At 34.9% G+C, this 13,983-nt stretch carries 11 protein-coding genes; all 11 read right to left on the reverse strand.

Features of this window, described 5'->3' with window-relative positions:
• A partial coding sequence (locus tag RMR19_RS14250; RefSeq protein ID WP_310604163.1) for a hypothetical protein occupies window positions 1-271 on the reverse strand: 271 nt, incomplete at its 3' end.
• A 3-nt stretch (window positions 272-274) separates the two neighbouring features.
• The gene (locus RMR19_RS14255) at window positions 275-2,050 is read right to left on the reverse strand and encodes an SPFH domain-containing protein (protein ID WP_310604164.1); all 1,776 of its coding nucleotides are present in this window, start codon (window positions 2,048-2,050) and stop codon (window positions 275-277) included.
• A gap of 206 nt (window positions 2,051-2,256) precedes the next feature.
• Entirely contained in the window at window positions 2,257-2,433 is a 177-nt protein-coding gene (locus RMR19_RS22075; RefSeq protein WP_310604165.1) for an AAA family ATPase, read from the reverse strand.
• A 320-nt stretch (window positions 2,434-2,753) separates the two neighbouring features.
• Window positions 2,754-3,062 carry an MGMT family protein gene (locus tag RMR19_RS14265; RefSeq protein WP_310604166.1) on the reverse strand — a complete coding sequence of 103 codons (309 nt, stop codon included), beginning with the start codon at window positions 3,060-3,062 and terminating at the stop codon, window positions 2,754-2,756.
• Between the two features lie 353 nt (window positions 3,063-3,415).
• Complete coding sequence (locus tag RMR19_RS14270) at window positions 3,416-5,518, reverse strand: hypothetical protein (RefSeq protein ID WP_310604167.1); 2,103 nt, start codon at window positions 5,516-5,518, stop codon at window positions 3,416-3,418.
• Between the two features lie 369 nt (window positions 5,519-5,887).
• A complete protein-coding gene (locus RMR19_RS14275) occupies window positions 5,888-7,414 on the reverse strand; it encodes a response regulator transcription factor (RefSeq protein WP_310604168.1) in 1,527 nt (508 codons plus the stop codon).
• Between the two features lie 34 nt (window positions 7,415-7,448).
• Window positions 7,449-9,260 (reverse strand): sensor histidine kinase, encoded by a 1,812-nt coding sequence (locus RMR19_RS14280; protein WP_310604169.1) that lies wholly within the window; start codon window positions 9,258-9,260, stop codon window positions 7,449-7,451.
• Window positions 9,261-9,406: 146 nt separating this feature from the next.
• On the reverse strand, window positions 9,407-10,246 hold the full coding sequence (locus tag RMR19_RS14285) for a carbohydrate ABC transporter permease (protein ID WP_310604170.1): 840 nt from the start codon (window positions 10,244-10,246) through the stop codon (window positions 9,407-9,409).
• Window positions 10,246-11,136, reverse strand: a complete 891-nt coding sequence (locus RMR19_RS14290; protein WP_310604171.1) for a carbohydrate ABC transporter permease — start codon at window positions 11,134-11,136, stop codon at window positions 10,246-10,248. Before RMR19_RS14290 ends, RMR19_RS14285 begins: the two co-directional genes overlap by 1 nt.
• A 135-nt stretch (window positions 11,137-11,271) precedes the next feature.
• Window positions 11,272-12,675, reverse strand: a complete 1,404-nt coding sequence (locus RMR19_RS14295; RefSeq protein ID WP_310604172.1) for an ABC transporter substrate-binding protein — start codon at window positions 12,673-12,675, stop codon at window positions 11,272-11,274.
• Between the two features lie 236 nt (window positions 12,676-12,911).
• On the reverse strand, window positions 12,912-13,983 hold a 1,072-nt coding region (locus tag RMR19_RS14300; RefSeq protein WP_310604173.1), incomplete at its 5' end, for an Ig-like domain-containing protein.

The raw sequence follows: 13,983 nt of genomic DNA on the forward strand, positions 1-13,983 counted from the left end.
CCATTTCAATAAAACTAAAAAGCAACTGAGTAATAAGATAAATAACTCCAACTCTGGCAATAGGAAAACCATAGAATTTACTTTTAGTCTCTCTTTTCCCAGAAAAAGAGAGTTTTAACACATATATCTGAAAAGTAATGGCTAATACTGAAAATATATAAGCTAGCCAAAATACAGATGTTTTTGCAAAAGGTACTGCAAAAGCAATTACACTAAAAACTATCAATAAAACTACTAATGTCATATACACTCTTTTTTCATTTTTACTCATAAGCTACTCATCTCGCCTCTTCCCACAATTATTACAGTATTTTCCTTCCATGCCTGTTTTTCCACAACTACAATCCCATGTATCCATAGCTTCCTCTGGCTTTCTTGTTCCACAATTCGCACAGAAATTTCCCGTATTATCTTTTTGCCCACAGGAGCAATCCCAAATATCAGTTCTAATTGAGTGTGGTTTTGGGGTTCCACAATTCATACAAAACTTTCCAACAATGCCTTTCTGACCACATAAACAATCCCAAGCACCTTGCATTGTATTTGAAACTGCCTGTCCCATTTGTACAGAGTTCTCCAGCATCGGAGATATAGCATCCTTGGTCATATTGACCATACTTCCCATTGTTCCAAGACCAATGCCAAGCCCAGCTAAATCTCCTATCACTGATGTCCCCGCACTTCCAGTTCCACCAGTAAGTCCATTTTTCATTGCTTCAAGACCAACCTGTCGTGATGTTTCCTGCTGATATGTATAACCCTTCATCTTCATTTCCATTGCTTCCACTTCTGCTTGCACCTTATATGCTTCCGCTTCTGCCAGAGCCTTTAATTTCAATACTTCTACATCTCCTTGCGCTCCAATAATTTTCATACGAGCTGCTGTCGTTGCCTCCACTTCTTTTCTTTGGGCTGCTGCTTCTGCTTCACTTTTTCTAATTTGTTCTTGGCGAACTAACAGATATTGTTCCGCATATTGCTCTTTCATTTTACGGAAATTTGGATCATCATCAGGTGTCATGATTCTTCCAACAAAAAATTCCGGCATTATCAAACCGTAGTCATCAAGATATGTGTTAATTTTGTCTCTCAATGCAGTAGACAACCTCATCAAATCAGAATCAATCTCAAGAATATTAATTTGATTATCCTTAATCGTCTGAGCAAGATAACTTTTTACCTGCGTTATAACCATGGTTCTAAAATATCCCTTTAAATTACCATCGTCTATTAATTGACTCTGTCCAAGACTTCCTGCTGTACCAACAACCTTCAATAAAAGTTTACGTGAATTACTCACTCTGACATTGAATTCACCACTAGCACCTAATTCAACATGAATACCCGATGTGGGATCAAATAACCGTACTTTAGAATCCGTCCCCCATTTAATTCCCATCTGTGTAGTCATGTTTATATAATATATTTCTGAATGAAAAGTCCCTTCTGTATTAGTAGGTAAGTTATAAATATTTTCAATCAATGGTAATTGCTGTGTCTCTAATGTATATCTTCCAGCCTTAAACAAATCAAGTGCCTGTCCGTCCTTAAAAAAGATTGCCTCTTGACTCTCATGTACTATTAGTTGGGATCCAAAGTTAAAATCCTCTATCGGATGCTTCCATACAAGAGTTTCATTATTCCCCTCATATTTAATAATACTTGCAATTCCATCTTTTTTAATACGTTCTGCTTCTAATCTCTCCTGAACATCATTGACATAATCACATACTGGGCAAACATATGTTGTTGCACTTCTTGCCGTCATTAATCTAACATTACACTGTGCACAGAAAAATTCTTTCGTTTGTTGCTGTTCAGCAAGTGTATTAATTTTTTCATGACAAATCGGACATGTTGCATCTGCTCCCTTTTCCTGATTAAAAACAATCTGATTGCCACAATGTGGACATTCTCTTGATGAAAATTTATCAATATTTACATTAATCACATTTCCACAAGCACAATCAATTTTTTTTCTTGCAAAAAAACCTGTTTTTGCTTCAGCATATCTTCCACAAGCCGAACACTCAATTGCAAATTTAGCCATAAGCGTTTTGCCTCCTCACCTTTTCTATTTCCATATGATTTAATATGAATTCCATTATTATAGTACAAAACATTTTTCGCAATAGTTGTAAATATTTTCATAACGTTAGAATCATCTCCCACCAACAAAGCTCTACACTCTTCTCAATGGAAACATTGAAAATTGTTCATTCCATTCAGCAATGGATAATACATCAAAAGACGCAATTATCTTATGTGAGTAATTCTTTTGTATTTCAAATCATAACCCCCATATAGAAGCTTAAGCAAGTGAGTTTTGCCTGTTCCATTCTCCCCAATTATCACATTGATATCTTTACTAAAGTTTATCTCTGTATCCTTAAATACGGTGAAATTTTTTATTTTAATATAATTGATTGCCATTAATAATTTCCCTCCATCTTCTTATTTACCAACATTCTATTTCTTAAACTTACTTTTTTTTTTAAATTCATCTCTTAAAACGTGCTTGCGAACTCAAAAATTCTAATCATGCCATGGTTCTCTTTACTATTTGCATAATTGAATCCATCAATTACAAAAAAAACCCCCAGTTTTTTAACTTTTATGCTTATTATTCTATACTAGTTAAGCATAAAAGTAAATTTAACATTTCAACTCAAAAATAATATGTTTTTCACAAATAAAATGTCATTCAAACCATTGCTTCATAATTAACAGAAAACTTTACAATTACCTTCCCCCTAACACTCCCACCCACATTTCTTCATATCCACATGATTCTCGTCTTTAAACACTACACCTTCCTCAATCAACAAGTGTCGCTGCTCATAAAAGTGTGGAGCTAACCTACCTGCATGATTAACCACTCTATGACATGGATAATCTCCGTAATAATCTGCACAACTCAGAACCTTTCCCACCAATCGGGAATTTTTGTCCCTACCTATGAGTCTGGCTATCTGACCATAAGATGCAACGTTTCCTTTCGGGATTTCTTCCACTACAGAAAGTATTTCATAAATCAAATCTTCAGTTAAAATAGTCCCCATCTTATCTGTCTCCTTAAACTTTCTTTAATAACTAAAACGCTTCTCTAATCGTTATATATACCCTAGGGCGTGTAAACCAATGATTTTATTTTACCATGCATTGACAAAAAAGCACACCTAAATATAATATAAAATAGCCAACTGCCATACACTTTCAAACTGCTTTATCAACAATTCGAATATGTATGGTAGTTGGCTATCGTTTATTAAACCTGATGCATTTTACAAATAATCTTGTGAAACTTCTTTGATGGACATTTGAAATTTTAATTTTCAATGTCCCCCCTTTCATTTCACAATCATCACTCACAAAATTTTCAGATTAACAATATAAAAATAATTTTTTCTTTCAACTACCTTATCTTCACAAACACACTACTCCTCGCCATCAAACAATCTTCTCCCACTTCATACTGATAATATCTCTCACCCACAATCTCTCCAATCGCCATCGGTACAGATGTATGATTTGTTATCACCAATCCATTCGTAAACTTCTGTACCTCGATATTCTTACCACATATCTTACAAACAGGTGCTGCTTGTTTTCCTAATATATCAAGTAACATATTCTTCTTCATATATGGAATTGGATATAGTTCATTGTTCTTTTGTGAAAGTGGTACGTGTGGTGCAATCTTTGCAATATAACAAGTACCAAAGAAAAATCCAAAAGTATACACCTGCCCTTGTCCTAATTCCGATGAAACAACAGCTCCCTTATTCGAATGCTGGTATACCGCTAATGTATCTTTTCCTTCGAAGGATTCGAAACAATCCCCTTGGATAAGTCCACCTTCGTGATAGATAATTTCATCTTTTTCGTGCCTGCTTCCTTTTATAGATAAACTTTGATATACAAGTTCATCTTCTGGACCATGAATCAGCTTGCCGCCTTCCATAACCCATCTTTTAAGTTCTTGCTCTGCTGCTTCGTTGCGGTCTTTTCCATAGGAACGGTTTGCTGGAAGGATTGCTACTTTATAATCGTTTAACTTTCCTTTTGCAACGGCATGGATATCAATAATATCAACTTCATATCCACCGTCTAAGCATGCTTGATAAAATCCAAGCAAGTCGTATCTTCGGTCGATATTTCCATCTACAGACATTGGCTCATAGATAGACATCGCATTAGGAAATACAATCGCAATCTCTGGTTTTTCCTTTTCACCAAGCATTGGAATCACTTTCTTTGCCCATTCGTTTGCTGTCTTTAAGGATTGTAGGAAACTATCTTCCATTCTATGTAATACGCCACCATCATCTAATCCACACATTCCATAAGAGGAATATCCACTCATTCCTGCACCAACCATACTTCCTATAATTTCACATGGTGATAGGAATTCATAGATATGTTGGTAAAGGAATCTTCCCCAGTAGATGCCACCTAAGAATTCTCTTCCCTCATTCATGCAACGCATCATACTATGTTGCGCAGAAACAACATAAGCACTTGGATCACCAAGAGGTGTTACTGGAACGGTAATAAAATGACAGGCATCCACATAAGGAGCAATCTCATATAAGTCAATTCCTCGCATTGCCGTATCCCAAAGCTCACTAAACCCAACATTGGATAGCTTAGAACCATCTATATTCAAGAAATAGCTCCACTGCGCTAAGTCAGGGCATAGATAAAGATTTTCTCTCACTTCTTTTAGTCGTGATTGCATGTCTTTGAAATAAAGAACATTCTCATCTCTCTTCCATTTCATATTATCTATCCACATCTGATACTTTGGAGTATTTTCTTGTATATCAGAAAGCGTGTAACAAGAATCGCTTTCATATACACAAGAAAACCAATAATCAGTTGGCTTTAATTCTTCAAAACTAACAAAAGAAGTCTGATAGGCTTTATTGAAAGAATCAATATTATCTTCATATTCTTTCTCTAACCAATGAATATAACGCTCTCTACCCTCTTCATCGAAGCTAGGAGCTACAATCGGATCCCACATACTACAGATTGGTAATCGCTCTTCCTCATTAATATCTATCTTCGTATAATTATTCTCATAATTTTGAAACAATCCTTCCACATGTTGCTTCATGGATTCTTTTGCTTTATCTGACCAATAGCGATACCATTTTCCATCACTGCCATCTGGATTAACAACGGATTCTCCATAGATAGGAGGGCTAAATCGGATATTCGGATATAAGTTGTCTCCATTTAAGTAAAGTGCCAAAAACACATGACTCATATCCTGTTCTTCTAACTCTTGCTGCATATACTCTTGCATAGCCACATATTGACTAGCTTCTTTTCCTTCAAAACGATCTCTAAAATCTTCCCACGCCTTTGAATCTAATAACACACTATTAAATCCGATATCTTTTAATAATCCTATACTCTCTTTTACAAACTCTTTATCATCAAATGCTGGCTTATAGAAATTCCCGAACCACACATTGATATATGGCTCTTTTGTCTTTTTATCAATCATAGTGACACCTCATTTTCCTTTCGATAATGTAAAAACGACGATACCATTTCAAATGAAGTTCACCCTGATATCGTCGTTCTTATGTTATGCAATTCATGATTCTTTCATTGCAAACTATTCCATTCATAAAACGTCTTACATTACTACATTCTGAATAGTTTCAATGCTTGCTGTTTCGGTTAGAAACCACAATTTAATTCAAGTTGCACTCAATACCAATGTGCTAAGATGATAATAGCAATTTAGGCGGGGGAGTCAAATTGGCACCATCATCCTACACACTTTCAATTTATTATACCGTAACGAAATGTTCTTTCACATGCGATTTTTTAAGACAAAACTGCATATTTTAATGAGGTTTTTATACGGTTACTCCACACTCTCCCCATTACAAACCCTCTTCTTGTAACTCGCAGGCGTCTCCTTGTAAACCTTCTGAAATGCTTCCGTTAGCGACCTTGCATCGCGAAAACCAACCTCTGCCGCAATACCATAGATTTTCATATCCGTTGTAATCAGTAATGATAACGCATGATTGACACGAACTTGATTCAAATAATCTTTAAAATTCTCCCCCGCGTTCTTTTTAAAATAACTGCTAAAATAATACGGATTCATATGCAGTTCTTTCGCCATAACTTCCAGTGTCAGATTATCCATATAATGTTGTTCTATATATTGTTTTGCAAAGATAATCTCCTTCTTATCTTGACTTTTTACAGAGTCACCGATACTATTCATATACTCTTTTACTACAGTATTGTATTTCTCTTTCATTTCTGTGAAACTACTTGTCTGCCTTCCTATCTCAAGCAGATTCTTCATATCCGCATCGACTTTGTAGAGACTCATACCTTGCAGTTTCTCTTGAACAAAACGAATCATATTGCAAAAGTAATAGCAGGCATCTTCCTTCCTACCATCGGACAGGTTGCAGACAATCGTAGCAAACTTTCGAAAGGACTCGGCAAAGCTGTCTTGATCCATTGCTAATGCTGCTTCCACAATCTTACTCATCTCTTTCTCTAGTTCCTCCATCGCATATTTCTTATGAAAAACAGGCTCTCCACATACCAAAATCGAATTTTTTAGTTCACTTTGAAAATACAGATAGCCTTTCATATCCAAACAAGCCGAATAGCTCTCAGGTATCTTACTCATACAATCAATTACATTCCCAATAATAAATGCAACCGAATGTCCGATTACTTCTTCTGCTTTTAAGGAAATCTCATATAGCAGTTCTTTCGCTTTGCTTATATTCTCTTCTTTTAAGATGATTACGATATCTCCAACCTTCTTAAATACAATTCCCACATTATTTTCTTCAAGATATTTCTCTATAAAACTAATAAACGAAAATGTTACTAACTTCCTTACTTGTGGTAATTCCTCACTGCCAAATATAATTTCCGTATAGACCGTGATATACTTTTCCTGTTCCACACCAGCTAACTTTCGGTAGTTCTCTGACATATCCTGATTTTCTTTTGTTTCACTGATTTGTATGTTTTTCTCTCGTTCTATTGTATGAATAATCTTTTCCACAGCATTCAATAATTCTTCTACTACAATTGGTTTTAGAAGATATTCTGCTGCCCCATACTTAATCGCTGCCTTTGCATACTCAAACTCTTGAAAACCACTGATAAAGATTACTTTTGTTTGAATTTCATCTCTATTCTTAATGTATTTTAGAATATCAATTCCACTCATCTCTGGCATATTAATATCCAACAAAGCAAGGTCAGGCTTTTCCGTTAAAATCCCCGTTAAAGCCGCTTTTCCATTCTCGTATTCCCCAACAATTTCGATTCCCAAACCATTCCAGTCCACTAATTTACGAATACCACGTAATATAATGCTTTCATCGTCTGCAATAATCATTTTAATCATAGTTTTTCCCTTCCCTTCTATGCCACCAGCACAACTACTCACACTCTTTCCTATCCGGAATAAACAACTGCACCATCGTACCGACTGCTTGTGAACTCGTTATTTCAACACCAAAGTCTGCCCCATACAGATAACGAATTCGGTCATGTACGTTCTTAACGCCAATGCTTTGCCAGTTATATTCGTTTCGAATTCCCATGTCATTACCCATAAGCATTTTTCGTATCTTTTCTACTTGCATTTCATTCATGCCAACCCCATTGTCCATGATAGAAATGATTATCTTATCGTCTTGTTTTTCCACATCAACTGTAATATTGCCACCCTTTCCTTTTGGCTTTAAACCGTGAACATATGCATTTTCAATAATCGGTTGTAAGATCAGTTTGGGTACCATAATTTCCTTGCTGTTCGGTGCATTCACATGAAACAGAAAGCTATGTTCAATTCTGCAATTTAATAGATACACATAGTTTTCTATCATGGTAATCTCTTCTGATAATGGTACGGTATCACTTGCATTTCCGATGATATACCGCATCTGTAAGGAAAGTGCTTGTATCATCTTCGAAACTTTCTCATCCTCGTTCTCCACTGCCGTCATTCGAATTACTTCCAGCGTGTTACATAGAAAATGTGGATATATCTGCGACTTCAAAGCTGTTAATTCCGCCTCGTTTTGCTTTATCTTTGCTACATAACATTGATTGATATATTGGTTCAGCGTTGTAAGCATCTGATTAAATCTTGCCGAGAGAATCCCAATTTCATCGTCTGAAGTAACTGGTAACTGCAAATCAAAGTTTCCATTCTCAATTAACTGCATGGAATCCACCATATTATTGATTGGTCTTGTTAATCGTTTCGAAAACCAGATAGAACCAAGTAAAAGAATTGCCGTAGAGAATAAAACTGCGCTGATTAACATCTTTTGCAGTAATCGAATCTGCATAAATGCTGTATTTTTATTGATTATAACTATTACCTTGAGACCATACTTATTCACATTCGAATTAATGACAAGCTGTTCACTCGAATTCTCCAAACTCATAGGATAGTCCTTGAGATTTTCTCGGATTGCCTCATTATTATTACTAAAAAAGCAGTCCTCCCTCTCATTCACGATATAGTATGTGACCTCACTTGATACCTTAACATCCGACAGCAGCATGACAAGGCGTTCAATATCAACATCAATAAATATGGTTCCTACATATTTGCTATCCCCAATATCACCTCGGATATCAAAATAATTTCTTCCGAATGTGATAATCTCCTTTTCCATACCATTAAAATATCTATTCTTATGTGTTTTCACAACTTGCAGATTTTTTGATTCCTTATCCCAGTTGCTATAGTTCACATCATTTTCATAGATATCTATGCTTTTAAAATAATTACTTGTCATACTATAATGGTAATCAATCTTTTTCCCCTCACTATTGACGCCAAGAAAATGTGTCGCATAGATATAGGAATCCGCACTCTGAACATTTCGCAAAAAAGAATTGATTTTTGTTTTCGCGTCCTCCTGCTCAATTACTTGTCGAAACTTATCCGCATTCAGATAGTTTAGATATTGTAAGTTATCAGTGGCACTACTATAGTTATAAATCATCTTCGATATCGTATTATAGGAATCAATCGTATTCTCAAGATTTGTTGAAATATGTGTGGCAACCTGTTCATAATTATTCTTTAATGTATCCTCATATCTTGTTAATAGGATTTGGAAGATAAAACCTGTAAGCACCAGAACGGGTAATAACCCCACAACCAATATAACGAATGCAAATTTATAAAACAAACTCTTCCGATTCCACAATTGAATTCTCCATCTTGCCATACGATTTCCCTTCTTTCTATACGTAATACTATAACAACTTTACCACATAATAAATTATGCGTAAATAACAACCAAAAACGTACATGATTTTAAATATGCGAAAAAGAAGGTATGCTCTCCATCCCTTCTTTTTACAACTATGCAATTTAACCTTTTGCTGCTCCTGCTGTAATTCCTTTTACGAAATACTTCTGGAACATACAGAATATAATTAATGCAGGTACAATCGATATAATCGTTCCAGCGAAAACGATATCCCATCTTGCGGAATACTGGCCTACGAAACTAGCAATTTCAACGGTAATTGTCTTTGCTTTTCCACTTGGTAATACTAGATATGGCATTAAGTAATCATTCCAAATACCTAATCCGTTTAGGATAACCATAGAACCTGTACAAGGTGTTAATAATGGGAATGTTACTTTCCAGAAAATCTGGAATGGTGTACAGCCATCAATCATTGCCGCTTCTTCTATCTCTAATGGTATTCCCTTTAAGAAACTTGAATATAGGAGACAACCAAATGCAATAGAACCTGCAACATAAGATACGATTGGACCAGCCATAGTACTAAACAATCCGAACATCTTCATTTCCTTAAACAAAGAGAACATATATAGATGAAATGGAATCATCATACCAGCAAGGAAATATGTATATATGAATTTTGAAATTTTACTGTTTGATCGTTCGATTCCGTATGCTGCCATAGGAACAATACAGATAATCAAAAGTTCAGATACAATTGTTAAAAATAATGAATTCTTAATTGCGGAAAAGAAATCTGATTTCTGAAACAAATCAATAAAATTCTGAAAATTTAATTTCGTTGGTAATGCTACTGGATTCTTTAGGATCTCACCATTGTCTTTAAATCCAGATATCAATGCAAACAGGACAGGATAAAGAAATATAATTGCTAATACAGCTGCTACGATAAATAAAACAATAGAACCGACGCTGAGTTTTCTTTTTTCTTCATTCATTATAACTGTACCTCCTTGCTCTTTAAGAATTTCTGTTGCAATGTGTTCAATATAACTATGATAAACAATAACGCCATACCGACTGCTGTACCAAAGCCTTGTCTACCTTCATTGAAACCGACCTTATATAGTAAGTATACCAGTGTTTCTGTTGTAAAACCTGGTCCACCATCTGTCATAACATTAATCTGATCAAATACTTTCAAACCATTGATTAAAGAAAGTGTTAAGTTAATTGTAAATGCACCTGATATTAACGGAATAATAATAGTTCTAAATCTTTGAATTGCGTTTGCTCCATCAATTTGTGAAGCTTCAATTACATCTGTTGATACACTTTGTAGAGATGCTAAGTAGATAATCATATAATATCCTGCACCCTTCCAAACCATAACGATACCAACCATAACAAGTGTAAACTTGCTGTTACCTAACCAATCTTGCTTTAAACCACCCATACCAATATTATCTAAAATTGTATTAATTGCACCAAAGTTATAGTTGTACATAATCTTCCATATGAAACCTGATACAATACCACTTATAAGAACGGGAATATAGAATGCACTTCTGAAAAAGTTTTTTCCGATTCTTATCTTATCTACAAGTAATGCCAAACCTAAAGCAAATGCATTTTCTAATAAAGAAATAAATATTGTAAGAATAACGGTATTCTTTAGAGCATTTCCAAATCGTGCACTTGTAAATATTTCTTTATAATTATCTAGTCCAATGAATTTTACAACAGGGCTGATTCCATCCCATGAGGTAAAACTATAGTAAACACTTGCTATTGTTGGTATTATGATAAAAAGTGTGTATAAGATAAACGCTGGTGCTATGAAACCACATGTATACTTTTGGAATTTGGCTCTCTTTTTCGCTTTCATATCTTATCTCCTCATTTTTATTTATACGAGTTCATGTTAATATTGTTTAACTACTTATCGTAAAAGAGGGCTACCATATGGTATCTTTGCTTTATATAATAGCCCTCCAACTTTTATTGCAGTTTTACATACTAACTATTGAATACCTGTACCATCTAATGGATTAAATGATTTCATACATGTATTCCAAGTTTTATTCAATTCATCACAAGCAGAATCGATATCTCTTTGTCCTTGTAATACTTCGATTAATGTCTTGTAAGTAAAGTTTCTAAAGTCAGGTGGTAATTCTTTATCACCAACTTGTCCATTCCACATACTGCAGATTTCATCTGCTGTACTAGTTGCATCAATTACTTCTTGGAATACTGCGTTTACATTCATTGTTGGTTCATTCACTGTTACAGGAATTGCACTTAATTTTTCACAGTAAACTTGGTAGTTATCTGGTTCAAAGAAGAACTTAATAAATGCTTCTGCTGCCGCTTTTTTGTTAGGGTCTTTTGCCGCATCTGCTGAAATAGCTAAACCACCAACACCACCACCGCCTACAAGACGAGTTTTTCCATCTGGACTAGGAATTGCAAACCAGCCATATTCAAAGTTCGCATCTGCTGCTTCAATTTGAGAGAACATATGTGTTCCAGAGAACATCATAGCTGATAAATTGTTTACAAGGAATGTTGTGATTTGTGCATCTGGAGTAGAAGCCCAACCACCTTGTGAGTATTGTAAGATTTCTTGTAATTCTTCAAATGTTGCTTTTATTGTTGCATCTGTCCAGTCTTTTTCTCCTGCATAACATTTTGCAACGAAATCAGCATCTTGTGAGATTACAAGGTCATTGTATGCTTTGTTAAACCAGAATCCCATGTGCCAGATATCTTGACCACCAACTACAAGTGGGCTCATTTCGCCTTTATCTTGGATTGTTTGGCAAAGTTGAATAAATTCAGCATATGTTGTTGGTTCTGTTAAACCATTTGCATCAAAGTATGTTTTGTTATAGATAACACCTTGTGTGTTTTCACCAGCTAATGGTGCAGTATATACAGAACCATCAAATGCTGTTGTTGTTTTGAATAAAGATACGATTTCATCCGATAATGGTGCTAACTTTCCTGCTCTTACATAAGCTGCGGTATCTCTCATCTCCATGATGTCTGGGAATTCACCAACACTATCTTTTGTCTTTAAGAATTCTGTATAAGCACCACCGTTACCTGGCTCAATACGAACAGTAATGTCTGGATACTTTTTATTAAAGCGATCCACGATTTCATTCATTGATTCTTTCGCGCCTTCATCACCGTCTGCAAATATGTATGTCAAAGTTGTTGGCTCTGTAACAATTGATTCTGCACTATCGCTTTGTGTGTTGTCTGTTTCCTTTTTGTCATCTTCCTTTGTTGCACTGTCTTCCACTTTTGTGTTGTTCTTTGTTGTTGTCGTATTATTCTCTGCTTTCTTTCCACAACCTACTAACGCTGTAGTAACCATAGTCATTGAAAGTAATACTGCTAACCATTTTTTTCTCATAATAATTCCTCCACACATTATTTTTTTATGTAACTGTTTAGGACTTTACCCTTCCATCTGTGATATTGTTTTCTAAACAGTTACCTTAACTACACTTATACTTTACCAAGAATTTAACTTACTTAACATTAGCTTTTTATATAGGAAACTACACTTTTTTAAGATTCTTGATTTTTCTTCTTTATAAGCCCATAGCCTTGCAACATGGTGTAAGGCTATGGATTGAACATTAACAATTATTTTACAACTACACTCGTCTTAAATGTTTTCACTTTACCAGAATATAATGTCACGGTTGCTGTTATTGTAGTTTTTCCTTTTTTCTTTGCTGTTATCTTACCTGTTGTTTTACCAACCGTAGCGACATTCTTATTGCTTGATGTATATGTCACTGTTACAGCACCAATACAAGGAAATTGTGTCGCTGTTTTTAATGTAGAGACTTTCTCTAAGCAGTTTGGTAATATAACTTTTATTGTGCTTGTCTTTCCAACGTTCAAAGAGACACTCTTCGTAACTGTAATTTGATTTAAAAGTGATGTTATCACTTTCGAACTAGCCTCTTTTGCAAGTATAACATAACGACCACCACTAATCATATTTAGTGTGATATAACCATCTTTGTCCACAACATAACCATATCCGCCTTTTAGCGTCTCTAGTTTGTTTGTTAACTCATTATAGCGATATACATACACTTTCTTACCAGCCTTTATACCTGCTTGTTCTCCTACGTATATTTTCGTAGATGCCTGAACAGTCAGCTTGTTTTTCTGTGTATACGTAATTACAATGCCGTCTGTATTCTTTGTATCTTTTGCAATTAATTTCTTAATATCCGCATTATCTTTTACTGTATTAACCGCTACGTTAAGATAGATTGCACTGTTTTTCGTTGCTTTTGCCAAGTCTTTGCTCGCAATACTCCATTGATAAACTAGCTTATCTTCTGCATTCTTAATAGAAACCGTAATTGATTTCTTGTACGTTTGTGCTTGTGCAAGTACGGATTTCTCCAATACAAGATCGTTACACTTAATTTTTTTATTGTTCACAAAGGAATTTGGCAATGTAACGATAACATTTACTTTGTTATTTAACTGCTCTCTTAACTGTTTGAGTATCGTCTCCAATGGTAATTCAATTTTTAGATTCATTGGATTTGCCACTGTTGCTGTTTTTAATTCTGATTCAAATGCCTTTTCATTGACAGTAATATAGATTGTTGCTGTCTTATCTTTAACTACTGTTTTTATTGTGAATTTTTCATCTGTCTTTGCAGTATCCTTATTACCAGCATTTGAGCTT

This window comes from Anaerosporobacter sp., from assembly GCF_031551385.1.
Taxonomy (GTDB): Bacteria; Bacillota; Clostridia; order Lachnospirales; family Lachnospiraceae; genus Anaerosporobacter.

Bases quoted from the DNA above. Each gene is read 5' to 3' on its own strand.
- RMR19_RS14255 (WP_310604164.1), bottom strand. From the start codon at position 2,050: ATGGCTAAATTTGCAATTGAGTGTTCGGCTTGTGGAAGATATGCTGAA.
- RMR19_RS22075 (WP_310604165.1), bottom strand. From the start codon at position 2,433: ATGGCAATCAATTATATTAAAATAAAAAATTTCACCGTATTTAAGGAT.
- RMR19_RS14265 (WP_310604166.1), bottom strand. From the start codon at position 3,062: ATGGGGACTATTTTAACTGAAGATTTGATTTATGAAATACTTTCTGTA.
- RMR19_RS14270 (WP_310604167.1), bottom strand. From the start codon at position 5,518: ATGATTGATAAAAAGACAAAAGAGCCATATATCAATGTGTGGTTCGGG.
- RMR19_RS14275 (WP_310604168.1), bottom strand. From the start codon at position 7,414: ATGATTAAAATGATTATTGCAGACGATGAAAGCATTATATTACGTGGT.
- RMR19_RS14280 (WP_310604169.1), bottom strand. From the start codon at position 9,260: ATGGCAAGATGGAGAATTCAATTGTGGAATCGGAAGAGTTTGTTTTAT.
- RMR19_RS14285 (WP_310604170.1), bottom strand. From the start codon at position 10,246: ATGAATGAAGAAAAAAGAAAACTCAGCGTCGGTTCTATTGTTTTATTT.
- RMR19_RS14290 (WP_310604171.1), bottom strand. From the start codon at position 11,136: ATGAAAGCGAAAAAGAGAGCCAAATTCCAAAAGTATACATGTGGTTTC.
- RMR19_RS14295 (WP_310604172.1), bottom strand. From the start codon at position 12,675: ATGAGAAAAAAATGGTTAGCAGTATTACTTTCAATGACTATGGTTACT.